At 37.4% G+C, this 23,750-nt stretch carries 22 protein-coding genes; 11 read left to right on the top strand and 11 right to left on the bottom strand.

Annotated features, from left to right (window positions below):
• Window positions 1–5 precede the first annotated feature (5 nt).
• From qoxA to BM260_RS06070, 3 genes are all read right to left on the bottom strand, one after another.
• Complete coding sequence (gene qoxA, locus BM260_RS06080; RefSeq protein WP_093536126.1) at window positions 6–923, bottom strand: cytochrome aa3 quinol oxidase subunit II; 918 nt, start codon at window positions 921–923, stop codon at window positions 6–8.
• Window positions 924–1,181: 258 nt separating this feature from the next.
• A complete protein-coding gene (locus BM260_RS06075; protein WP_093536124.1) occupies window positions 1,182–1,487 on the bottom strand; it encodes a YunC family protein in 306 nt (101 codons plus the stop codon).
• A gap of 396 nt (window positions 1,488–1,883) precedes the next feature.
• The gene (locus BM260_RS06070; protein WP_093536122.1) at window positions 1,884–2,105 is read right to left on the bottom strand and encodes a hypothetical protein; all 222 of its coding nucleotides are present in this window, start codon (window positions 2,103–2,105) and stop codon (window positions 1,884–1,886) included.
• A 146-nt stretch (window positions 2,106–2,251) separates the two neighbouring features.
• Here BM260_RS06070 and BM260_RS06065 point away from each other — a divergent pair, with 146 nt between their 5' ends.
• From BM260_RS06065 to BM260_RS06045, 5 genes are all read left to right on the top strand, one after another.
• Complete coding sequence (locus tag BM260_RS06065) at window positions 2,252–2,509, top strand: hypothetical protein (RefSeq protein WP_093536120.1); 258 nt, start codon at window positions 2,252–2,254, stop codon at window positions 2,507–2,509.
• A 177-nt stretch (window positions 2,510–2,686) separates the two neighbouring features.
• Window positions 2,687–3,649 (top strand): MBL fold metallo-hydrolase, encoded by a 963-nt coding sequence (locus BM260_RS06060; protein ID WP_093536118.1) that lies wholly within the window; start codon window positions 2,687–2,689, stop codon window positions 3,647–3,649.
• Window positions 3,650–3,710: 61 nt separating this feature from the next.
• Window positions 3,711–5,750 carry a Na+/H+ antiporter gene (locus tag BM260_RS06055; protein ID WP_093536116.1) on the top strand — a complete coding sequence of 680 codons (2,040 nt, stop codon included), beginning with the start codon at window positions 3,711–3,713 and terminating at the stop codon, window positions 5,748–5,750.
• Between the two features lie 145 nt (window positions 5,751–5,895).
• On the top strand, window positions 5,896–6,690 hold the full coding sequence (locus BM260_RS06050) for a VLRF1 family aeRF1-type release factor (RefSeq protein ID WP_093536114.1): 795 nt from the start codon (window positions 5,896–5,898) through the stop codon (window positions 6,688–6,690).
• A 99-nt stretch (window positions 6,691–6,789) separates the two neighbouring features.
• Window positions 6,790–6,996, top strand: a complete 207-nt coding sequence (locus tag BM260_RS06045; RefSeq protein WP_093536112.1) for an alpha/beta-type small acid-soluble spore protein — start codon at window positions 6,790–6,792, stop codon at window positions 6,994–6,996.
• A 96-nt stretch (window positions 6,997–7,092) separates the two neighbouring features.
• Here BM260_RS06045 and BM260_RS06040 read toward each other — a convergent pair whose 3' ends face one another.
• The 5 genes from BM260_RS06040 to hutU form a co-directional block, all read right to left on the bottom strand.
• Complete coding sequence (locus BM260_RS06040; protein WP_093536110.1) at window positions 7,093–7,227, bottom strand: sporulation histidine kinase inhibitor Sda; 135 nt, start codon at window positions 7,225–7,227, stop codon at window positions 7,093–7,095.
• Window positions 7,228–7,964: 737 nt separating this feature from the next.
• Window positions 7,965–8,138, bottom strand: a complete 174-nt coding sequence (locus BM260_RS18380) for a hypothetical protein (protein ID WP_175496213.1) — start codon at window positions 8,136–8,138, stop codon at window positions 7,965–7,967.
• A gap of 121 nt (window positions 8,139–8,259) precedes the next feature.
• Entirely contained in the window at window positions 8,260–9,768 is a 1,509-nt protein-coding gene (gene hutH / locus BM260_RS06035; protein WP_093536108.1) for a histidine ammonia-lyase, read from the bottom strand.
• A 39-nt stretch (window positions 9,769–9,807) separates the two neighbouring features.
• A complete protein-coding gene (gene hutI / locus BM260_RS06030) occupies window positions 9,808–11,067 on the bottom strand; it encodes an imidazolonepropionase (protein ID WP_093536106.1) in 1,260 nt (419 codons plus the stop codon).
• 5 nt (window positions 11,068–11,072) lie between these two features.
• Window positions 11,073–12,740, bottom strand: coding sequence for a urocanate hydratase (gene hutU, locus BM260_RS06025; protein ID WP_093536104.1), 1,668 nt, complete (start codon window positions 12,738–12,740; stop codon window positions 11,073–11,075).
• 196 nt (window positions 12,741–12,936) lie between these two features.
• Here hutU and BM260_RS06020 point away from each other — a divergent pair, with 196 nt between their 5' ends.
• From BM260_RS06020 to BM260_RS06005, 4 genes are all read left to right on the top strand, one after another.
• Entirely contained in the window at window positions 12,937–13,821 is an 885-nt protein-coding gene (locus tag BM260_RS06020; RefSeq protein WP_093536102.1) for a DUF4349 domain-containing protein, read from the top strand.
• A 158-nt stretch (window positions 13,822–13,979) separates the two neighbouring features.
• The gene (locus tag BM260_RS06015; protein WP_093536100.1) at window positions 13,980–15,875 is read left to right on the top strand and encodes a PrkA family serine protein kinase; all 1,896 of its coding nucleotides are present in this window, start codon (window positions 13,980–13,982) and stop codon (window positions 15,873–15,875) included.
• Between the two features lie 785 nt (window positions 15,876–16,660).
• Complete coding sequence (gene yhbH, locus BM260_RS06010) at window positions 16,661–17,818, top strand: sporulation protein YhbH (RefSeq protein WP_093536098.1); 1,158 nt, start codon at window positions 16,661–16,663, stop codon at window positions 17,816–17,818.
• Window positions 17,818–19,212, top strand: a complete 1,395-nt coding sequence (locus BM260_RS06005) for a SpoVR family protein (RefSeq protein ID WP_093536096.1) — start codon at window positions 17,818–17,820, stop codon at window positions 19,210–19,212. Before yhbH ends, BM260_RS06005 begins: the two co-directional genes overlap by 1 nt.
• Before the next feature lie 309 nt (window positions 19,213–19,521).
• Here BM260_RS06005 and BM260_RS06000 read toward each other — a convergent pair whose 3' ends face one another.
• On the bottom strand, window positions 19,522–19,893 hold the full coding sequence (locus BM260_RS06000; protein WP_093536094.1) for a winged helix-turn-helix transcriptional regulator: 372 nt from the start codon (window positions 19,891–19,893) through the stop codon (window positions 19,522–19,524).
• 183 nt (window positions 19,894–20,076) lie between these two features.
• Between BM260_RS06000 and BM260_RS05995 the strand changes: the two genes are divergently transcribed.
• On the top strand, window positions 20,077–21,261 hold the full coding sequence (locus BM260_RS05995) for an MFS transporter (RefSeq protein WP_093536092.1): 1,185 nt from the start codon (window positions 20,077–20,079) through the stop codon (window positions 21,259–21,261).
• Between the two features lie 25 nt (window positions 21,262–21,286).
• The gene (locus BM260_RS05990; protein WP_093536090.1) at window positions 21,287–22,126 is read left to right on the top strand and encodes an aldo/keto reductase; all 840 of its coding nucleotides are present in this window, start codon (window positions 21,287–21,289) and stop codon (window positions 22,124–22,126) included.
• A 149-nt stretch (window positions 22,127–22,275) separates the two neighbouring features.
• Here the strand turns inward: BM260_RS05990 and BM260_RS05985 are convergent, their stop codons facing one another.
• Together BM260_RS05985 and BM260_RS05980 are read right to left on the bottom strand one after the other, a co-directional pair.
• Window positions 22,276–22,392 (bottom strand): YjcZ family sporulation protein, encoded by a 117-nt coding sequence (locus BM260_RS05985; RefSeq protein WP_093536088.1) that lies wholly within the window; start codon window positions 22,390–22,392, stop codon window positions 22,276–22,278.
• Window positions 22,393–22,863: 471 nt separating this feature from the next.
• Entirely contained in the window at window positions 22,864–23,742 is an 879-nt protein-coding gene (locus tag BM260_RS05980; RefSeq protein ID WP_093536086.1) for an SDR family oxidoreductase, read from the bottom strand.
• Between the last annotated feature and the right edge of the window lie 8 nt (window positions 23,743–23,750).

Genomic DNA, 23,750 nt, shown 5'->3' with positions numbered 1-23,750 from the left:
GAGCATTAATGATTTGAATGATCTTGTGTTTCGTGTTCCTCATGGTGTTCGGAATCTACATCTTCTTCTGCATCCGTATCAGTAGAACCGTGATTATGTTCTGGAGGAGGAGCAAATTCTAAATGTGTTCCCGTATAAGTAGAACGTCCAAGATGCCCGGGTTCTAATAACTCTTCAAATTTTTCTTCTGTAAGAGGTGAAGCCGTTGCGTGTACTTCTTCTACCCATTCCATATACTCTTTAGGGGACATTGCAGTAACTTCAAATGTATTTTCTGCAAATCCAGCTCCACTAAAGTTTGCATTTCTACCCATAAATTCACCAGGTTGATCTGCAGCTAAGTGTAAAGTTGTAACCATGTCAGACATAGCGTATTTTTGACCGCCTAGCTGTGGAATCCAAAAGCTTGTGATTGGGCCATATGAATATAGTTTAAATTCAATAGCACGATCTTCAGGAATATATAAATAGTTAACTGTTTCAATATTTTCTTCTGGATAACTAAAATGCCATTTCCAGTTAGATGAAGAAGCATAAATAACTAAAGGCTCTTGATCTTCGTATCCCGCTGGAGTTGCTTCGACTTCATAGTTACTTTTCACAGAAACAATAGAAAGGAAGATAACGATAATAATAGGAATACCAATACAAATTGCTTCGACTATTGGGCTTCCTTCGATATGTGGTGGCTCGTAATCTTTTGGTTGTTTAGAAGCGCGGTATTTCAGTAAGACAAAAACTAGAATAGCTAAGACCACAATGACGATGCCTAACATAAGCCAAATTGATAGCATAATATCGTCAGCCTGTGTTTTTGCTTGAGGACCTTTTGGATCTAAGACTAATAATGGTTCACAACCTGTTAGCACGGTGGTAATAGTGATAACCATGGTTAAAAGAAGCCATTTCATTTTTAATTTCATTCTTCTACCCCTTCCAAAAATATTTATATAAACGAATAGAAAACAGATATGGTCTCTGTATGCCTCTATCTTATTACCAGTACTGCTAAAAACAAAATGATAAAATCCAACTTCACAAAACGTTCATTAAGATGTGAACAAATTAAAGTAAATTGGTAACGTAATTGTGAAGTGTGCGGAGATATAAGGAAATAGAGGAAAAGTGAGCATACTAAAAGGCGACAGAACAACTATATGTTGTTCTGTCGCCTTTACTTTTTACTCTATCATTTTTAAAAGGGCTTCTCTTCCAATCATGCCCGGAGTAATACCGAGTTCTTCTGCTTCATAGGTAATGGATTCGAGTGGTGCATCTAGAAGCTGGGTAATTGTTTTTACTCCAACAGCTCTTCCGGCAATAACCTTTCTATCCTTTAACTTTTCATTTAGCAGTGCAACGTCTAAGGCGCCACACATTATATATCCTTTGTCATTCGTGACAACGAGTAAGTTGGTTTTCGGCAGTTCCACAGAAATCGATAGAAACGTGTGTCCCTCGATATTAATTGGTTCTAGGTTAATCATGAACTAAGCAGTCCTCCTTTTACTATCTCTACAATTTATGTAAACGATAGAAAAAGCGTGTTTATTTTCGGTTCTTCTTAAAGAAAGCATATTAGAATGGACCGTATACTGGGTTAATGTTACTGAAAAGAATGAGTAATACTATTGCCATTCGGCCGCACTTTCATATTTTGAAGTGAGTACCGTAACGTCAATAGGGGGAAGAGCGTGACTCCACTCCTAAATGAGATACTTTAAGGGACAGGCTAAAGTAGACGTTCAAAGAAAAAGGGGAGAGGGCTATGACATTCACCGTCTCCCTTTCACTCTGTTCTGTCCAAAGCCATCGAAAATAATGGATGTATGAAACCGATGCCAACTGCTATATATATTCCATATCTAGTTGGTTACACTGTGTCATAGGTAACCTTTTAAGCCTGTTTTTTCTGCTGATTTTATTTCTTTTTCCAATTCTTCTATGCTTTCAGCACGATGTTCATTTTTCTTTTTAATGGCAGCCACATCTTCCTTCGGTGCATATTCCATTGCTATTTCGGCTGCTTCCATATGTCTGATTGTTTTCTTAAGCCTTTCTTCACTATTCGCCCGATCATTAGGACCACGTTTGGTTTTAGGCATATCTTTTCCTCCTTTAAATTGATGCTATCAAAAGATAGTGTTCCCGAACCTAACAAGACTATGAACTACCAAGTTAATCCACGAGTGAATAAATACAGGTTGAAGTTGCCATAGTAATCCTTAAGGCAAATGAAGGAGGACTTTAAATGGATCACACGCAAATGAGTTGGAAAGAAGATAATGTTATTGCACGTTTACACAATTCTGTGGATAATGTGACGCTTGCTGTTGGTCAAGCTTTGACTAATCCTACAGATCGGTCTATCCAAAATGCGGAGGACATGATTGAACGTGCCAATAAGTCGATTGCAATGGCATTAGAAAGTAGAGGGAATTTAGAGCCAATCAGTACGCTTCAGGAACAGCTACATCAAAATGTAGAGAAACTCCATACGTTACACTAATAAGTGGGATTTTTTAAATGCTAACCTACCGTCTTATCCAGGCAGTAGGTTTTTTTCTTAAGACCATGTTGATGTTATATTGTCGAAGTATTAAAGTCATTAATCTGACAGATAAATGTTAATATAATAGAAGGAAGTTATATTCTAAATATTCATGTAATTAAAGGGGAGAATACAATGACAAATAATTATCCGAAAAAGTTAAATGAGAGAATCTATTTAATCGATGGATTTGATATGGGAGAGTCAGAACGTACCGGTACATATGTCATCGATGAACTGGAACTTACTATTGTAGAAACTGGACCAAGCCCATCTGTAAAGTATGTGAAAAGTGGCTTAGAGTTATTAGGATTTTCATTAGACCAAGTGAAATACATAATCGTTACACATATCCATCTGGATCATGCTGGAGGAGCAGGCCTTTTAATGGAGGAATGTCCAAATGCTCAACTTGTGGTTCACCCAAAAGGAGTAAGACATCTGGCAGAACCAACGAGGCTAATAGCTGGAGCAAAGGCCGTATATGGGACTAAATTTGAGGAATTATTCAATCCAATTATTCCAATTCCCCAAGAGCGTATGGTTATAAAAAATGATGGGGATATATTGAAAATAGGAGATACGTGTATATTGAAATTTTTTGATACTCCTGGACATGCAAATCATCATTTCTCTATCTATGATCCTGTTAGCAATGGAATGTTTACGGGGGACACAGTTGGCGTTCGCTATGAGCAATTGGTATCAGATGGAGTTGACTTCTTCTTGCCATCGACTTCACCAAACCAATTTAATCCAGTCGCTATGCAAAGAGCAATAGAGCTTTTTGCACAAATGAATCTTCAATCTATTTATTATGGGCATTATGGAATGACTAATTCTCCTGAAGAAGCACTTTCTCAAGTATCGATGTGGTTAAATATATTTATGGCAGAAGCAGAAACTGTCTATGAGGAAGATAAAGGATATGAAGAACTAGCGAGTAGATTAGAAAAGTTAGTAAAAAAGCATCTAGGCAATGAAGGAATTTCTGAAAATCATGAAGTATTTAGATTAATTCAATTAGATCTGGAAGTAAGTTCCATGGGAATAATTGATTATTTGACGAAACAAGATAAGGCTAAAGCCGATTATTGAATTTGTATTTACGGAATAATCCCTATAGAATTGATATATATAAAGAAAAAGGGGACATTTGGTGGAATTTTTTTTAATTATCTTATTGTTGTTAGGCATTATTGGATTATCCAATTTTATTAATCACTTTTTTCCATTTATACCGGTACCACTAATTCAAATTGCGCTTGGAGTTTCGCTTGCTGCTGTTCCTTTAGGCATACATATTGAGTTAGAACCGGAGCTATTTTTTGTTCTATTTATTGCTCCATTACTGTTCTATGATGGAAAAAATGTATCGAGACATGAGTTATGGAAGTTACGCAAACCAATTTTCATGTTGGCGCTTGGACTTGTGTTCTTAACTGTGTTAGTCATAGGGTATTTAATACACTGGCTTATACCATCGATTCCATTATCTGCGGCATTTGCATTAGCAGCTATTTTATCTCCAACAGATGTTGTGGCAGTAGGCGCCATTTCTAGTCGGGTGAAAATTCCAAAAACAATTACGCATATCCTTGAAGGCGAAGGCCTTATGAATGATGCATCTGGACTAGTAGCATTTAAATTTGCGGTCGCAGCTACTGTAACAGGCGTTTTCTCGCTAGCAGAAGCAAGTGTGAGTTTTGTGGTAATAGCATTAGGTGGATTTCTTGGAGGTGCACTACTAGCCTATATAATCATTCGTTTGAAAGTGTTTATACGACGTTTGGGTATGGAAGATGTAACGCTGCATATGCTTATTCAACTGTTAACGCCTTTCGTTATTTTTTATATAATAGAGCATGTTAATCTTTCAGGAATTCTTTCAGTTGTAGCAGCTGGTATTGTACATGCCATATTCAAAGATCGTGAACAGTCACCAGCTATACAATTACAATTAGTCTCGAAAAGTACTTGGACGATTCTTATATTTATATTAAATGGACTTGTATTCGTGCTACTTGGATTACAAATTCCAAGTGTTTCTCAAGAAATATTTGATAGCCCGTTATTTGATAATTATCAGGTAATTATGTATATCTTCATTATAACTGCGGCTCTTCTAATACTTCGTTGGCTTTGGATTTATATAGCTTGGTGGATTGGTTGGTTTATGAAGGAGAAAAATCTAACTAAACCTTCTCTTCGTTACGTAGCTATTACAACTATTGCAGGAGTACGAGGTGCAGTTACTTTGGCCGGAGCTTTTACAATTCCGTATTTCCTAGCCAATGGTGATGTTTTTCCACAGCGTGCATTGATCATTTTCATAGCAGCAGGAGTCATTTTAGTAACACTAGTACTGGCAAGTATTGTCCTTCCTTTACTAGCGAAGTCAGAAAAAGCTGGTACGGAGGAAGCTAAAGAAGAGATGGAAAGATTGGCTATACTTCAAACAGCTGAGAGAGCGATTGATACATTGCGTGATCTGACAACCGAAGAAAATCATGGAGCAGCAGTCTCGATTATTGCTCAATACAATGAAATAAGAAATCAGCTTTTGTTTGTAAGTGAAGATGAAGCAGACCGTATAAAAGAACTAGAAACATACACTCGAATGAAAGTGTTAGAAGTCGAAAGTGATTTTATCGAAAAGTTAAAAACAAATAATAAAATTGATCGTGAATCACTAAACTTAATAGAAGAGCATATTCATCGTATGCGGGTGGCTGTGACTAATCGCTTATTATATCGTGGGTTACTTGTTTGGACCGTGATTAAAAGAGGATATTATAACATTTTAAAGATATTCACTAATAAAAAACGTGATTCCATTAAAATTCGTTTAGAAAAAGGACATGAAGTAGTAAGTTTTAAAGTGAAAATGGCAAAAGCTGCTATTAAGTACTTGAGAGAAACCATGACCCCAGAAAACGAGGTAGTTCATGTACAACTTATTGGAGAGTATAATGAAATGATAGTTAAATTTAAGCTAGCCAATAAATTGACTGATTCTGGTCATTATATAAGTGTACAAAGAGAGCTGCGTGATAAAGCTTTTCAGGCGGAACGAGATGAAATTCAACGCTTATATCAAAGTGGTGAAATAACTTTAGAAATAACTAGGAAAATGCGAAGACATATCAATATACGTGAAGCCTATTGGATGGAAGAAAATAGTATTCATACGCATTAATGAAAAACGTACTGACTAAACATAGTCGGTGCGTTTTTTTGTTACAGAAGTAAATTTATTTAACAAAATTTAATCATTATTTTTCCCGTGTAATCCTTTCTTGAAAGGTGATACTACGAAGAGTAAGACGAAGGAGGAAGGTAGAATGACGATAAACAAAGAAATTGAAGCGTTGAAAGCATACACCAGTATGGATCGAAGTGTTTTAAGTATTTATTTGAATACCAATCCTGCTGATCCTGAACAACTAAATGGTGCTTGGGCAATTCATCTGAAAAGTGGCTTAAAGCGTATCGGAGAGTATATAGAAGCTTCAGGTGATGAAAAAGAACTAAAAGCATTTAATAAGGTAAAGGAAAAAGTAAAAAATGAGATGGAAAAAAACTCACTAGAGTTACGTAAAGGCGCCGTCATTTTTGCCAGTGCAAATGAGGATTTATGGTCTGTTCATTATGTGCAGGTACCTGTAAAAACAAATTTCTATTGGGAAGACCATCCTGTTACAGAGCAATTGGAGTATATGTACAAAGCATATCCAGAAGCGGGTATAATCATGCCAAGCTTTGGGGAAGTTCGAATTTTAGACACAGCATTGGGATTTGTTCGTGATGATGTAACGTTCAAATATGACCCAGTTTCCGAAACATGGAATGAAAAGGTCAAAATAGATAGTAGAGGAAGGCGAGCCGTTGCTGATAGCAAAACTGCTGTATTAGATACACATTACAGAGTTAATGCAAGTACATTTTATAAAGGGATGAGGACAACCGTTGAACAGTTAAGGAAAAAAAGAGGTTGGCGAGAATATCATGTAGCGGGAGAAGCAGAAATGGCGAATGCATTTACAGATACACTAAGGGATTCTCCAGCAAGTTGCGTTTACAAAAATTTAAATAATAGTAAAGCAAACGAAGTGATCAATCAAATCCTTGAAAAGTAGCCAACAACAATTGAAAGATATTACCAAAATATCCTGTTGAATTTTCTAGTATAAATGATGAAAAAAAACACAATATAAGCTTACAAGGAGGTGAACAACATGCCAAACAGTAATTCAAATCAACTTCTAGTACCCGGCGTAAAACAAGCCCTTGATCAAATGAAATATGAGATCGCACAAGAATTCGGTGTTCAACTTGGAGGAGAAGCTTCAGCGCGTGCTAACGGTTCCGTTGGCGGAGAAATAACTAAGCGTTTAGTAGCTCAAGCCCAATCACAAATGAGTGGAAATCAATTTAGCAAATAATAACAATTAGGTCGGTGGAGAAATCCACCGACTTTTTTGTTGATCATTAAAGCTAAGGGATTCCGAAGTTTTTAACGATGAACACTTTACCTGTAATTAACTAGCATTTTGTATGGACAAACAACGGCGAGCTATTTCGGATTCTAACAGTTCCAGAAAATCTGGATTTAGTTTTAGTTTTTTTGCTGTTAAATAAGACTCGATTAGAAGATCATCAGACATTTTACTCATAACCCCTCGCACCTCCGTTTTATATTTATTATGTAATTTGCTTAACAACAATTAGAGATTAACACCATCATTTATTAATCCGTCAAAGCGATTAAGCTTTTATCTTTCACAAGACTAATTTAACAAACATTTCACTTGAGAACAACTGTTCTGTTATCCACAACGAAAAGTGGGTAATATGTTAGTAAGTTGTTAGTAATGTTAAAAAACCTATATATACCAGTGTGAATTTTGTGTATAAAGTTATGCACAATTTTGAAAAAATCGAATTTTGTCGAAACATTTTCCTTAAAAATCATTAGAAACGAGGTTCTAAAACATTTTTCTATGAAAAAAATCGAATTATTTTATGTTTTGTCTAAATAAATCCAAGTTCGGGTACCGTTAGTATATAAAAGAGGCAAAAATATTAATTATTTAAATTTTATCCACATCTTACAGTGGATAAGTTGTGAGTTACTAACAAATTAATGTCAAAATTGTTGTTATAACAACCTATTGGTTGTGCATAACTTTATCCACAGTCACTTTTTCGAACTGATGTCGAATAATAGGTGTAATAGGACAATCCAATAGCGACATATTTTGGTGTAAATCAATAAAAGGAAGTGAACAGGATATCCAATAAAAAGTGTAAAAAATGTAACAAACTAAATGGGAAAGGAACTTGTCCGTGTAAATAAAAAGGTCATGGCCCCCACAATAATTGTGGGGGTCATGATTTTTCCTAATAATATTTACTCACCGTCTTTATCTTCCTCTTCTAGTTCTTGTTCTACATCTTCTTCCATATTGTCATCTACATCGGATTCATTATCTCCATCACCACATCCAGCTAATAAACCAACAGATAGGAATGCTGCTGCACCTATCTTCCACCATTTTTGTCCTGCTATAGATTGTTCAGTCATGTTAAACTCCTCCATTTTCTGATTATTTGTTTATTAATAAGTACTTACCCCAAAAGTATTCTGTTATAAACATTTTATAAGAGGTGTTTTTACATTTTATAAAAAAAACTACCTCTTCGTGTTAAGAAGAGGTAGTAAACGCACGAGAAGTTTCCTTTTTTAAATACATATGCATTGTTTCTATATCCACACTAAAAATACGATCTTCTGTAATGGAGGGAACAATACTACGTATTGATTGCCATTTGTTTTGTAAAGCAGGGGACATGAGGATATTTCCTCTATATTCCACTCCTTGTGCCGCACAAATTGCCTCAATTGCTATGACCCTACGGCAATTCTGGATAATTTGATGAGCGTGTCTTGCCCCAATAGTTCCCATACTTACATGATCTTCCTGATTTGCGGAAGAGGGAATAGAATCGACGGAGGCAGGATGAGCCAGGGTTTTGTTTTCAGAAACGAGACTTGCTGCTGCATATTGCAAAATCATGGCCCCAGATTGTAATCCAGGTTCTGGACTTAAAAAAGGTGGTAGTCCTTCGTTTAAATAGGGATTTACTAAGCGTTCGATTCTACGTTCAGATACATTTGCAAGTTCAGCCATTGCTACTTTTAAGAAATCCATGGCAAATGCAATAGGTTGGCCGTGGAAGTTCCCTCCGGAAATAATTACTTCTCCATCCTCTAGGATTAACGGGTTATCAGTAGCTGCGTTCATTTCTATTTCAAGTTTTTCTTTTACATAAGCAAGGACCTGCCAGCTAGCTCCATGAATTTGAGGTATACATCTTATGGAGTAAGCATCTTGCACACGTTTTTCTCCTTGTTTAGTTACAAGTTGGCTGCCTTTGAGCCACTGGAGCATTCTTTTAGCAACTTCCACCTGTTCTGGATAACCTCGCGCTTCATGGATATCTGGGTGAAAAGCATCTGTAATGCCGTATAAAGCTTCCATTGTCATAGCAGCAATCCATTCGCTCTGATAGGCAAGTGTTTCCGATTCTAACCAATTGATAACGCCCTGGGCAGTCATTGCTTGCGTTCCATTGATCAACGCAAGACCTTCTTTAGCTTCTAGTACAATGGGTGATAAACCATGCTTTTCCCAAACTAGATGAGAGGGGATATGATTGTTACCATCCCAGACAAAGCCTTCTCCTATTAAAACAAGTGCTAGGTGCGAAAGGGGAGCTAAATCACCAGATGCCCCAAGTGAACCTTGTTGAGGAATTACAGGATGTATTTGATAGTTAACCATGTATGCTAGTCGTTCTAATACTTCTAAACGAATACCTGAAAAGCCTTTTAGTAATGCATTTAAGCGAAGTACTACCATTGCGCGTGAAACTATTTCTTCAAATGGTTCTCCCATTCCACACGCATGAGAACGAATAAGATGAAGTTGCAGGGCATGAACATCAGAATCGTTTATACTTACATCACTAAATTTACCAAAACCGGTGTTTATGCCATATACAGTTTGGCCAGTTTCTACAATCCGTTCAACAACTTTTCGGCTTTTCACAACATTTTCTTTTGCACTATTATCTATTATAATTTGTTCATTTTGATATAAAATTGCTCTCATATGTTCTAGAGTAAGACCATTTCCTTTTAAGTTTATCAAGACTCATCACGTTCTTTCCAAGTTGAATTTGTGTCATCCTTAACCGACCACTTTCACTCCTTTTTTCCAAACACTATTTACATGATTTACCCCAAATAAATACTGTAATTGCTGATAATTTGACACGTTCCAGAGCACAATGTCGGCTTGTTTTCCTACTTCTAACGAGCCAACTTTATCTTCTATTTCTATAGCGCAGGCCGCATTATAGGTGGCTGCACACAAGCTCTCTGCAGGAGTAAGCCGCATCGAAATGCAAGCTAAGTTCATTACAAGGGGCATGGACGTGGTAGGAGATGATCCAGGATTGCAGTCTGTTGAAATCGCTACAGGTACGCCAGCATCAATCATTTCTCGGCCCCTTGCAGCAGTCTCTCGTAAATATAATGCTGTTGCAGGCAATAGACAGGCGATAACTCCTTTTTTAGCCATTGCAGCAATTCCCATATCCGATACTTTCAATAAGTGCTCTGCTGAAATAGCACCCACCTCAGCTGCAAGTTCGGCTCCACCATATGATTCAATCTCATCTGCATGAATCTTAGGGGTTAACCCGAGAGTTTTCCCCGCCTCTAAAATTCGTTTTGATTGCTCCGGGGTAAAGACACCTACTTCACAGAAGACATCATTAAATTTAGCGAGTTTGTCATGGGCTACTCTAGGGAGCATTTCATTGACAACTAAGTCGACATATTGGTCTTCCTTTCCTTTAAAGTCAGAAGGGACAGCATGCGCTCCCATAAAAGTGGGAACAATATCTATTGGGTGTTCTTGTTGTAATCTACGCATAACACGAAGTTGTTTTATCTCTGTCTCTAGATTCAATCCATAACCACTTTTTCCTTCTATAGAAGTAACGCCATGAGCTAAAAAGGAGTCTAATCTTTTCTCTGTTTGTACAAAAATCTTTTCTTCCGTTGCTTCTCTAGTCATGCGGCTAGTCGCATGAATACCTCCACCAGCATTCATAATGTCCATATACGTTGCGCCTTCTAAACGCAACTCAAACTCCCGCTCACGACTTCCTCCATAAACGACATGTGTATGCGGATCAACGAGCCCAGGTGTGACAAGCTTTCCGGATGCATCAATAATTTCTGCTGAATCTATTCGATCTGCGTATTTTATTTGAAGCTCATCTGTTGTGCCAATAGCTTGAATTATTTCATTTTCCAACCATATACTTCCATCCTCAATGATGGAGAGCTCACTCATAGCCTCTTTGGTTCTTGGACCTCTATGTTCACTAGCCAGAGTAACTAACTGAGAGGCGTGTTTTATCCAAACTGCTTTACTCATTTGTTTTAGTCCTCCTTTTTCATCATTGGAATATGGATGTCTTTAGCACGAGCTGTTTTTTCTGCAAGCTCATAGCCAGCGTCAAAATGACGAACTATACCCATACCTGGATCTGAAGTGAGTACACGTTCTAATCTTGCTTCCGCTTCCTTTGTTCCGTCGGCAACTATGACCATACCAGCATGAATGGAATACCCCATTCCAACACCACCTCCATGATGCACGGAAACCCATGTTGCTCCACCGACTGCATTGATCATCGCATTTAGTATTGGCCAGTCGGCAACTGCATCTGATCCATCTTTCATCGCTTCAGTTTCACGATTTGGGGAGGCAACAGATCCTGAATCTAGATGATCTCTTCCTATTACAATTGGTGCACTTAATTCACCAGAAGCGACCATATCATTGATGATTTTACCGAAGCGAGCGCGTTCGCCGTAGCCTAACCAACATATACGAGAAGGTAAGCCTTGGAATTGAATTTTTTCACGCGCCATTTTAATCCAATTGCATAAGTGAGTATTATAGCTAAACTCACGTAAGATTACTTCGTCTGTTTTATATATGTCTTCAGGATCCCCAGATAATGCGACCCATCTAAATGGGCCTTTGCCTTCACAAAACTGTGGTCGGATGTATGCAGGAACAAATCCTGGGAAGCAAAAAGCCCGATCAAAGCCTTCATCCTTCGCAACTTGTCGTATGTTATTTCCATAATCGAATGTAACTGCACCTTTATCCATTAACTCGACCATTGCACGTACATGCGTAGTCATAGAAGTTTTGGAGAGGCTTATATATTCGTTAGGATTATTCTGGCGTAAATCCCTTGCTTCCTCTAGAGAAGTTTGAGAAGGGATGTAGCCATTTAAAGGATCATGAGCTGAAGTTTGATCAGTCAAAATATCTGGTGTAAAACCACGAGCTATCAGTTCAGGTAAAATATCGGCTGCATTTCCAACCAACCCTATAGAAAGAGGTTTCCCAGCCATTTTTGCTTCTTCCGCTAACTGAATAGCCTCGTCTAATGTATGCGCTTTCAAATCTGTGTAATGAGTTTCAATGCGTCTATCTATTCTTGTTTCATCTACTTCTATTGCAATGCATACGCCACCATTCATCGTAACTGCTAATGGCTGTGCAGCACCCATACCGCCTAACCCAGCAGTAAGTGTAATCGTATTTTTTAACGTTCCATTAAAATGTTGTTTAGCAAGTTCAGCAAACGTTTCGTAAGTCCCTTGTACGATTCCTTGAGAACCAATATAAATCCAACTGCCGGCAGTCATCTGTCCATACATCATTAACCCTTTTTTATCGAGCTCATGGAAATGCTCCCATGTAGCGTATGCTGGCACTAAGTTGGAGTTGGCTATTAATACACGTGGTGCATCCATGTGAGATTTAAAAACCGCTACTGGTTTCCCAGACTGGACAAGCAAAGTTTCATCATTTTCTAATTCCTTTAACGAGTGAACTATTGCGTCAAAAGCTTCCCAATTCCGAGCTGCCTTTCCGATCCCACCATAAACAACTAAGTCATCAGGATGCTCTGCTACCTCTGCATCTAAATTGTTCATAAGCATGCGAAGAGCTGCTTCTTGCAGCCAACCTTTCGTATTCAACTTGGTTCCTCTATAACGAATTACCTTATCGTTTGCTGTACCCATTTAAATACCTCCTCAATTCTTACTCCTATTCTATCTAAATATTTAAACTATTTAAGGGGTTTTGTGAAAAAATCGAAAATTTCTCCTCTGCTAACTGGGTACTTTACTAGTGTGCTAGTGTATTGAGAAGTTGGTATGAAACTCTTTTACACATAATTCGTCTGATTATTCAGATATATATAAGGGGGTAATTATATTGAAAAAAGCTTGGTTATTGTTGGTTACCATAAGTCTTTTCGTTATATTAACAGCCTGTAGTAGTAGCGATGAAGAGTTAGCTAAAATGAGTACAGAAGATAGAGCATCGGATTCGGCAGAATTTGAAACTAAAGAAGAGCAAAGTGTTGATGCGGAGAGGGAACAGGAAAGTGTAGCTGAAGAAACTGCGGCACCTAGCACTCGAATGATTATCCATCAGGCTAGAATTAGCACGAATGTAAAGGATTTAAAGAAGGCTCAGCATAATATGGAGCAAAGGGTGAAGGATTATGGAGGCTATATTGTAGAGTCCAACGTGTATTTGGAATCGGATGAAACAAGTTCAGGGAAAATGATAGTGCGAATTCCAGAGAAGCATTTTGAAACGTTTTTGTCTGAAGCGGAAGTAGAGGCATCTAAAGTTTTAGAAAAAAACGTCACTGGTCAGGATGTAACTGAGCAATATGTAGATCTAAGTTCTCGCGTGAAATCGAAACGTGCAGTGGAAGAACGTTTACTAGCATTTATGAAAGATGCAGAAAAAACAGAGGATTTACTAAAAATTTCTAGCGACCTTGCAAAGGTCCAAGAAGAAATAGAGGTATTAGTAGGGAAAATAAAATATTTGGAGAACCAAACATCTTTTTCCACTATCGAACTAACTATGTTTGAAAATCGAGTCATCATTCCAGAAATAGAAAACAAAGATCTGAACACATGGGAAAAAACGAAAAAACAATTTATAACAAGTACCAATGCACTGTTATCAATAGGCTCAGGAATAATCGTATTTATAGTAGGTAACTTACCAGTGTTAATACTTGTAACAATTATTGCAGTTGCAGTTTTTTGGATTATTAAGAAAAGGAAAATAAAAGAATAATAATTTTAATCGCTATTCTAACGGTGAGCATATCGTAAAACAATGAACAAAGCATCTCTTGATTTTCAAAGAGATGCTTTATTCGTGTAAAGAAAAAGGTATCATAATTTCTAAAACTTCATACTATGTATAAATAACTCCCATGAATGGAGGGAAACATGGACATTTTAAACAAGGTAAGAAATTATCGAGAAGAAGAGAACCAGCTCAAGTGGGAAGGTACGTTTAAAGAATTTTTAGCGATTGTGAAGGAACGTCCAGAGGTTGCCCAAACGGCGCATGCACGAGTTTATAGCATGATTAAAAATGCAGGTGTAACGGAACTAGATAACAAAAAAGAATTCAATTTTTTTGGAAATGAAATATTTGGAGTAGAAGATTCACTAGAGCGATTAGTAGAAGAATACTTTCATCCCGCTGCCAAAAGACTAGATGTTAGAAAACGAATTTTATTATTAATGGGTCCAGTAAGTGGTGGGAAATCTACTATTGTAACGCTTCTAAAAAGAGGATTTGAACAATACTCTCGTACTGATGAAGGTGCGGTTTACGCTATAAAAGGCTGTCCAATGCATGAGGATCCATTGCATTTAATCCCGCAGCATTTACGAAAAGACTTTTTTGATGAATATGGAATACGTATTGAAGGTAGTTTGTCACCATTAAACTCCATGAGGCTCGAAAGTGAGTACGGCGGGCGTGTAGAAGATGTCCTGGTGGAGCGCATTTTCTTCTCTGAGGATAAACGAGTAGGAATTGGTACGTTCACTCCTTCCGATCCTAAATCTCAAGATATAGCGGATTTAACGGGATCGATTGATTTTTCAACAATAGCAGAATATGGCTCAGAATCAGATCCTCGTGCATACCGCTTTGACGGAGAGTTGAATAAGGCGAACCGTGGAATGATGGAATTTCAAGAAATGCTCAAATTGGACGAAAAATTTCTATGGCACTTATTATCATTAACACAAGAAGGAAATTTTAAGGCAGGACGTTTTGCGTTAATCAGTGCAGATGAATTGATCGTAGCCCATACGAATGAAACGGAGTACCGTTCATTTATAGCCAATAAAAAGAATGAAGCATTGCATTCAAGAATTATTGTCATGCCGATTCCTTATAACCTAAAGGTCAGCCAGGAAGAGCGCATATATGAAAAGATGATTAGAGAAAGCGATATGACACATGTTCATATTGCGCCACATGCATTAAGAGCAGCAGCAATTTTTTCTATACTGACGAGACTGGAGATTCCGAAAAAAACAGGAATAGATATAGTCAAAAAAATGCGTCTATATGATGGAGAAAATGTGGAAGGATTTAACGACATTGATGTGGAAGAATTGAAGAAAGAATCGCAAAATGAAGGGATGAACGGTATTGATCCACGGTACGTGATCAACCGTATTTCATCTGCCATAATACGAAAAGAAATTCCATCGATTAATGCGCTAGATGTGTTGCGTTCTTTAAAAGAGGGGCTTGATCAACATGCATCGATCTCTGATGAAGACAAAGAAAAATATATGAATTATATAGCAATTGCTCGAAAAGAATACGATGAAATTGCTAAGAAAGAAGTACAGAAAGCATTTGTGTACTCGTATGAAGAGTCTGCCATTACACTGATGAATAATTATTTAGATAACGTAGAAGCATTTTGCAATAAAAACAAAATGAGAGATCCATTGACAGGGGAAGAGATGAACCCGGATGAGAAGCTGATGCGCTCCATTGAGGAACAAATCGGCATTTCCGAAAATGCGAAAAAAGCATTCCGCGAAGAAATCCTTATCCGATTATCGGCATACGCAAGAAAAGGGAAGCGTTTTGAATATAATTCGCACGAGCGTCTACGTGAAGCTATTCAAAAGAAATTATTTGCGGATTTAAAGGATGTTGTAAAAATTACTACTTCATCAAAAACACCAGATGAAGCCCATCTAAAGAAAGTAAATGAAGTAGTGGCAAGATTAATAGATGAACATGGATACAATTCCAATTCAGCTAATGAGCTATTGAAATATGTTGGTAGTTTGCTTAATCGATAGGCGCAGGTGAAGGACGAATAATATAACTAAAATTAATAAGAAAATAGTTTTTAAAAGAATAGGATTTTTCTCTTTCTAGTGATACTACTGATTTCCGTTTCAGGTGGACGCTTTCCGCGGGCTTGGCTTCAGCCTCCTCGTCGCAAGCTCCTGCGGGGTCTTCAGCTCAAGCTTATCCCGCTGGAGTCCCCACCTTCCACTACAATCAATATAAAGTGTAGTACTACACTTTAAGATTTAGCAAAGCATATCGCTGAGATAACAAGATTAATCAAAATTATTATAGGGATAAAAACTGTCTGCCCAATTAGGAATACTATTTTATAATGAAAGATGAAATTGGATTTTCTTTTTTCTGAGTCCATTTTATCCTTACTTATTTGAAGCGAAAACATATATATAGGTGGTTTTATATCGAACTATCCTATTATATAAAGTGGACGTAGTTGATTGGAGCGCAGAGCGGCGACTCCAGTGGGACAGCGCGAGCTGAAGACCCTGGACTGAGCGTAAGCGAGGGAAGCGGCTGAAGTCGTGCCCACGGAAAGCGTCCGCTCGGAGCAGAAATCAACGGCATATCTACGTTGCTGTTATTAAAGAATCGGACGTCTTCTACCCAATTTCTTATCTTTTGAAAGAGGCAATTCCATCACCGGCTTTTCGGTATATGGATGCCTTTTTTCTTATCTCTCAAAAACTAACTTAAACTGCTACATTTTTCGTTTTCATCTGCAATAAGAATGACAAACGGGCATATGATAAAAAATAGGTAGGTGTTGAGAAAAATGGAGAACAAAGAAACTAAACAATTTGTCGTCTCTCAGGAAAACTGGTCTTTACATCGAAAAGGACACCAAGACCAACAACGCCATATGGAGAAAGTGAAGGAAGCAATTCAAAACAATTTGCCTGATCTGATCAGTGAAGAAAATATCATCATGTCTAATGGACGAGAAGTCATCAAAATTCCGATTCGCTCACTAGATGAATATAAAATCCGCTATAACTATGATTCATCGAAGCATGTGGGGCAAGGTGATGGGGAAAGCCAAGTAGGAGACGTTATTGCTAAAGGTTCAGGTGATGAAGAGGGAAAAGCAGGTCAAGGGAAACAAGCTGGTGACCAGGCAGGTCAAGACTATTATGAAGCAGAGATATCCATTGCAGAAATAGAGCAGGAACTTTTCAACCAAATGGAGCTACCTAATTTAGAACAAAAGGAACAGACAGAAATAACAACAGAACATATTACATTTAACGATATACGAAAAAAAGGCCTAATGGGGAATATAGACAAAAAGCGAACGATTATATCTGCTATTAAGCGAAATGCAATGAAAGGGAAGGCAGAAATAATGCCTATTCATCAAGATGACTTGCGTTTTAAAACTTGGGATGAAGTAGTAAAACCTGAGTCGAAAGCAGTTGTATTAGCAATGATGGATACAAGTGGATCGATGGGCAACTTTGAAAAGTATTGTGCTAGAAGCTTTTTTTTCTGGATGACAAGGTTTTTACGCTCCCAATATGAAACAGTGGAAATTGAATTTATTGCCCATCATACAGAAGCAAAGGTTGTAACAGAGGAAGCATTTTTTTCTAAAGGAGAAAGCGGAGGGACAATTTGCTCTTCTGCTTATATGAAGGCACTAGAGCTTATAAAAGAGAAGTATAGTCCATCTAAATATAATATTTACCCTGTCCATTTTTCTGATGGAGAAAATATGACAAGTGATAATATGAGATGCATTGAACTAGTGAATGAACTGATGGAGGTTTCTAGTATCTTTGGCTATGGCGAAGTAAATGCGCATAGCAGATATTCTACGTTAATGAACACCTATAAAAAGATTGAAAGTCCTAAGTTTAGATACTATGTGTTGAAGGAAAATCAAGATGTTTACGAAGCGCTGAAGCATATTTTTCAAAAGGGAGCCAAGTAATGGAGAAAAAACTACAACATGCTATTGCGGAAATTACCGAAATTGCCACTGCATTTGGCCTTGATACGTATCCAATGAGATATGAGATTTGCCCAGCAGATATTATTTATACTTTCGGCGCGTACGGCATGCCCACACGTTTTGCCCATTGGAGTTTTGGTAAACAATTTCATAAGATGAAAATGCAATATGATTTTGGGCTTAGCCAAATTTATGAGTTAGTCATTAATTCGGATCCTTGCTATGCGTTCTTATTGGACACAAATAGCCTCATACAAAATAAGCTCATCATTGCACATGTACTTGCTCACTGTGACTTTTTTAAACATAATGTACGTTTTTCTAATACACGAAGAGACATGGTAGAGAGCATGACGGCAACTGCGGAACGTATTGCTGAGTATGAGAGACTGTATGGAAAAGATGAAGTAGAAAGTTTTTTAGATGCGGTATTAGCAATTCAGGAGCATATTGACCCTTCTATTATGAGACCTAAATTGCCAGTTTATGAGGATGAAGAAGAAGTCGATGTCATACGAAAAACAGATTATGATGATTTGTGGAAGTTGGATCATAGAGAAGATAAATCAAAATTGGTACTTCCGTATCGTAAAAAGTTCCCTCCGAAACCTGAAAAAGACTTGCTGTTGTTTATTGAGGAATATAGCAGTGAGTTAGAAGATTGGCAACGAGATATTTTAACGATGATGCGGGAGGAAATGCTCTACTTCTGGCCGCAACTAGAAACAAAGATTATGAACGAAGGCTGGGCTTCCTATTGGCATCAACGGATATTAAGAGAAATGGATTTAACGAGCGATGAAACAATAGAGTTCGCAAAGTTAAATGCAAATGTAGTGCAACCTTCCAAAACCGGCATTAACCCATATTATTTAGGTGTGAAAATTTTTGAAGATATAGAAAATAGATATAATAATCCAACAGCAGAAATGAAAGATTTAGGAATTAAAGCTAATTCGGGTAGGGAGAAAATGTTTGAAGTAAGAGAAATAGAATCGGACATATCTTTTATCCGAAATTACTTAACGAAGGATTTAGTGAAGCAGGAAGATTTATATTTATTTGAAAAAAAGAATGGGAACTATGAAATAACGGATAAGGATTATGAAAATGTACGTGATCAGCTTGTCTCCATGCGAGTGAATGGAAGCTTTCCATATATCGTAGTAGAAAATGGGGACTATATGAGGCTAGGAGAGTTGTATTTGCGTCATGGATTTGAAGGGACGGAACTCGATCCACATTATTTAGAAAACGTTCTGCCATATATTTACCAATTATGGGGGCGAACAATTCATATGGAAACAGTAGTAGATGAAAAACAGGTATTGTATACTTTTGATGGGAAAAAAGTTTCGAAAATGAACATGTGATAAAACGAGGTCCTATTGACATAGGATCTCGTTTTTTATGGCACGAGAAAATATAAAATGTAAGCACTCAAATAGACTGCGCAAAAGTACCAAGGCAGTATCTCTTCCAATACCAAGGTGCGTGTGCAGTTGATCCTAGGTCTGGGCGAATTCCTGTCGTTGGAGAGAAACTCAATTCAGCTTAGTGTAGAGAGATTCCGTTCTGCTCGACTAGTAAAAAATAGACATCAAAAAATGAGCCTGGAGAAACACTCCGGCCCATTTTTTTCTTTGAATTTTAAATTGGTCTTTCTACTTTTACATAGTCTTTTATTTTAAGCTTTCGTTCAAGATGCTATCTTCTAAAACGGAAAATTTATCCCCGTATACTTTTGTAATATGTTCTTCTCCCCATGAACAAAGGGCACTGAGTATACTTTCAAGACTTGTACCATACTCGCTCAATTCATATTCTACTTTTGGAGGGACTTGGTTATAGACGATTCTATTAATAACGCCATCACTCTCTAACTCTCTAAGTTGCTGCGTTAACATTTTTTGAGTTATATCAGGCATAAGCCGCTTTAATTCACTTGTCCGCTTTTTTCCGTGGGTTAAATGACACAATATGACGCATTTCCACTTGCCGCCAATGACCTCCAATGTAGCTTCCACTGATATATTATATTTTTTTTGTTTCATACTATTTCTCCTTTAGATAGGAACAAAAAAGTTCCTATAGTACTTTATAGTGCCTATATTACTTTAAAGTGCGTACTTTCCTTTTAAAACTCTATGAATCATAATAACATTTGCCGGTAGATTTACAATATAGTTTGGTCTCGCGGAATTTATTTATTCCGCATGAAGAAAGGTTGAGAAATAATGACTTTAGATAAAAACAGAAGTATGTTTGCATTATTGGCATTAGCAGTAAGTGCATTTGCAATAGGAACGACTGAATTTATCAGTGTCGGGTTATTGCCATTAATATCTAAAGACTTGGATATATCTTTGACAACTGCGGGGCTGACAGTTTCACTGTATGCCCTCGGAGTAACAGTGGGTGCACCAGTTTTAACAGCACTTACTTCAAGGATGCCTCGCAAATCCTTACTTCTTTGGATAATGATTGTGTTCATTATAGGTAATGGAATAGCCGCTAGTGCTACAAGTGTAACAGTGCTATTAATTGCACGTATCATATCTGCATTTTCACATGGTGTTTTTATGTCCATCGGCTCAACGATAGCTGCCGATCTAGTACCAGAGGATAAGAGAGCTAGTGCAATTTCTATTATGTTTACAGGATTAACAGTCGCAACCATTACAGGAGTGCCTTTTGGTACATTTCTTGGACAGCAGTTAGGTTGGCGCTTTGCCTTTATAGCAATTGTCGTAATAGGAATCATTGGGTTTATAGCAAATAGTATACTTATTCCTTCTGATTTACGAAAAGGTACAAGAACATCAATACAAGATCATGTAAAGCTAATAACAAATAGTAGATTATTATTAATCTTTCTAATTACAGCACTTGGTTATGGGGGGACATTTGTCGTATTCACGTATTTATCTCCATTGCTTCAGTCTGTAACAGGATTTAAACAAGGGACAATCGCCGTAATATTACTTGTTTACGGGGTTGCAATCGCAGTTGGGAATATGATTGGCGGAAAACTAGCCAATAAAAACCCAATCGGCTCACTCTTTTATATGTTTATTATTCAAGCGATTATACTACTTCTATTAACATTTACAGCCCCTTTTAAGGTTGTAGGATTAATAACGATTATTTTAATGGGAGTTTTTGCATTTATGAATGTTCCAGGCCTGCAGGTGTATGTTGTCATGTTAGCTGAGCGCTATGTTCCTAGTGCAGTTGATGTTGCTTCAGCTATGAATATTGCTGCTTTTAATGCCGGCATTGCAATTGGGTCTTATTTAGGGGGAATTGTCGCAGATTCTATTGGCCTTATCCATACTGCTTGGATTGGATCGATAATGGTTATGATTGCAGCAATATTAACTGGTATTAGTAGAATGTTGGAGAGAAAAGAGCAAATATAATAATTAACAGACGGAGGAATTCAAAATGGAAAATTTACAATCTATAAAAACATTACACAATGGGGTAGAAATGCCACTATTAGGGCTTGGCGTATTTAGAGTAGAGGATGGACAGGAGTTAATAGATGCAGTGAAAATCGCTATAAAAAATGGGTACCGTAGCATCGATACAGCAGCCATCTATGGAAATGAAGTAGGAGTAGGTAAAGGAATCCGAAAAGGGATAGAAGATGGAAATATTGCTAGAGAGGATCTTTTTATTACTTCAAAAGTATGGAATTCTGAGCTGGGCTATGAGGAAACAATTGCAGCCTATGAAGATAGTTTAACTAAACTTGGACTAGAATATTTAGATTTATACTTAATTCATTGGCCAGTGGAAGGGAAGTATAAAGCGGCTTGGAAAGCTCTAGAAACACTCTACAAAGAGGGACGTGTGAAAGCGATTGGTGTAAGTAATTTTCAAATCCATCACCTAGAAGAGTTAATGAAGGATGCGGAAATTAATCCAATGATTAACCAAGTAGAATATCATCCGCGTTTAACACAAAAAGAATTACACAATTTCTGTAGGGAGCATCAGATTCAATTAGAGGCGTGGTCACCACTAATGGCAGGGCAGTTACTCGACAATGAAGAACTTCAAGAAATAGCATCTAAATATGGGAAATCAGTAGCACAAATTATCGTGCGCTGGGACCTTCAAAATAATGTAATTACAATTCCAAAGTCTACGAAAGAACAACGCATAATAGACAATGCGAATGTATTTGACTTTAAATTAACAAAAGAGGACATGAAGCAGATTGATCTATTGAATAAAAATCACCGTGTTGGACCAGATCCAGATAACTTTGATTTTTAATTACTATAAAAACTAAACTCACAAAAAATAACCGAGATTCTTGAAGAATCTCGGTTATTTATAAATGCAATATTTAGACTGCACAGATTGTTTAAGAATCTGATTTACAATTTACTAAGATTGCCGGGTATGATTACCGGTATTTTAAATTAGTAACCGCCATCAACAAAAGCAGCGCCAACAATAATAAGTAAAATAAATAAAACAACAATCAGTGTAAAACCAGAACCGTATCCATATCCTCCAGCACTATCATTTCCAGACATATATTCATTCCTCTTTTCCTAGTAATACTATTAGAGTATTAATAAGTCTTAACATGAACAGGGCAACAAGGTAAAAATAATTGGTGCAAATAAAATAAATCAAAAATAATTGTTTAGGATATGAAAAATGCTCAGAGAAAACTCTGAGCATTTCAGTTTGACGACAAAGGTATTTTTATAAACCCTTATGAATAGTAATAAATATTCATAAGGGTTTTATTCATCCTATTAAAAGTAAGATATTGCATACTCTATTGGAACTGTTTATAAGGCAAGGTCCACCACGAAGACTCCTGTGGGAATAGCTTGAGCTGAAGACCTCGCAGGAAAGACATTGGTCGAACTTTGTTTGACCAATGTCTTTGCGACGAGTAACCGCAGGAGCATATGTTTTTAGTAGTGACGAGGAGGCTGAAGCCAAGCCCACGGAAAGCGAAGTGGTGGGCATTGCCGAGTTTAATGATTTTGCAATTAAGAACCTACAAAGTCCCCACCATCTACGTGAATCGTTTGACCAGTCATATAACTGGAATCAGTGGAAGCTAAAAATACATACGCTGGTGCGTTTTCAGAAGGTTGTCCACGACGACCGATTGGCGTACTAGCTCCATGCTGTTTCACTTTTTCTTTATCAAATGTTGCGGGAATAAGTGGTGTCCAAATTGGACCAGGTGCCACGGCGTTTACCCTAATTCCTTTTTCGATTAAGTTCAATGCCAACGAACGAGTAAAGGATGTAATAGCCCCCTTAGTAGAAGAATAATCGATTAACTCAGGGGAACCGTTGTAGGCTGTGATAGAGGAGGTATTAATAATCGTATCGCCTTTCTTCATATGCGGTAGCGCAGCCTGAGATAAATAAAACATCGAGTATATATTAGTAGAAAAAGTTTCCTGTAATTGATCTGGTGTAATAGCTAGAAAATCCTTTGTAGGGAATTGCTTACCTGCATTATTAACTAGTACATTCAGTTGTCCGAATTCCTGAATCACTTGCTCCACTGCCTGTTGACAGTTTTCATCATCACTTAAGTCCGTTTTGATCGCTAATGCTTTTCCGCCGTACTTTTCTATAAGTTTTATTGTTTTTTCTGCATCTGGTTGCTCATCTGCATCTAAATAGACGATAGCGACATTCGCGCCTTCTTTGGCAAATGCAATAGAAGCTGCACGTCCTATTCCACTATCCCCACCTGTAACTAAGGCAACCTTCCCGGTCAATTTCCCGGATCCTTTATAATTTTGGTCATCATAAATAGGTTCAGGAGTCATTTCTTCTTCAATACCTGGTTGCTGTTGTTGTGTTTGTCCTTTAACTTCTTTGTCTATTTTTTCGTATTTATCTGCCATGAAAATTT

This window comes from Psychrobacillus psychrotolerans, from assembly GCF_900115805.1.
Taxonomy (GTDB): domain Bacteria; phylum Bacillota; class Bacilli; order Bacillales_A; family Planococcaceae; genus Psychrobacillus; species Psychrobacillus psychrotolerans.
Note: the sequence above shows the minus strand (reverse complement) of the source record. Positions and strands in the feature narration are given on the sequence as shown.

Coding starts and splice junctions, on each gene's coding strand:
- BM260_RS06015 (WP_093536100.1), top strand. CDS start 13,980: ATGGACATTTTAAACAAGGTAAGAAATTATCGAGAAGAAGAGAACCAG.
- BM260_RS05980 (WP_093536086.1), bottom strand. CDS start 23,742: ATGGCAGATAAATACGAAAAAATAGACAAAGAAGTTAAAGGACAAACA.
- BM260_RS05990 (WP_093536090.1), top strand. CDS start 21,287: ATGGAAAATTTACAATCTATAAAAACATTACACAATGGGGTAGAAATG.
- BM260_RS06060 (WP_093536118.1), top strand. CDS start 2,687: ATGACAAATAATTATCCGAAAAAGTTAAATGAGAGAATCTATTTAATC.
- BM260_RS06040 (WP_093536110.1), bottom strand. CDS start 7,227: ATGAGTAAAATGTCTGATGATCTTCTAATCGAGTCTTATTTAACAGCA.
- BM260_RS06000 (WP_093536094.1), bottom strand. CDS start 19,893: ATGAAACAAAAAAAATATAATATATCAGTGGAAGCTACATTGGAGGTC.
- BM260_RS06075 (WP_093536124.1), bottom strand. CDS start 1,487: ATGATTAACCTAGAACCAATTAATATCGAGGGACACACGTTTCTATCG.
- BM260_RS06065 (WP_093536120.1), top strand. CDS start 2,252: ATGGATCACACGCAAATGAGTTGGAAAGAAGATAATGTTATTGCACGT.
- BM260_RS05995 (WP_093536092.1), top strand. CDS start 20,077: ATGACTTTAGATAAAAACAGAAGTATGTTTGCATTATTGGCATTAGCA.
- BM260_RS06070 (WP_093536122.1), bottom strand. CDS start 2,105: ATGCCTAAAACCAAACGTGGTCCTAATGATCGGGCGAATAGTGAAGAA.
- qoxA (WP_093536126.1), bottom strand. CDS start 923: ATGAAATTAAAAATGAAATGGCTTCTTTTAACCATGGTTATCACTATT.
- hutI (WP_093536106.1), bottom strand. CDS start 11,067: ATGAGTAAAGCAGTTTGGATAAAACACGCCTCTCAGTTAGTTACTCTG.
- BM260_RS05985 (WP_093536088.1), bottom strand. CDS start 22,392: ATGTCTGGAAATGATAGTGCTGGAGGATATGGATACGGTTCTGGTTTT.
- BM260_RS06045 (WP_093536112.1), top strand. CDS start 6,790: ATGCCAAACAGTAATTCAAATCAACTTCTAGTACCCGGCGTAAAACAA.
- yhbH (WP_093536098.1), top strand. CDS start 16,661: ATGGAGAACAAAGAAACTAAACAATTTGTCGTCTCTCAGGAAAACTGG.
- BM260_RS06005 (WP_093536096.1), top strand. CDS start 17,818: ATGGAGAAAAAACTACAACATGCTATTGCGGAAATTACCGAAATTGCC.
- hutU (WP_093536104.1), bottom strand. CDS start 12,740: ATGGGTACAGCAAACGATAAGGTAATTCGTTATAGAGGAACCAAGTTG.
- BM260_RS18380 (WP_175496213.1), bottom strand. CDS start 8,138: ATGACTGAACAATCTATAGCAGGACAAAAATGGTGGAAGATAGGTGCA.
- BM260_RS06050 (WP_093536114.1), top strand. CDS start 5,896: ATGACGATAAACAAAGAAATTGAAGCGTTGAAAGCATACACCAGTATG.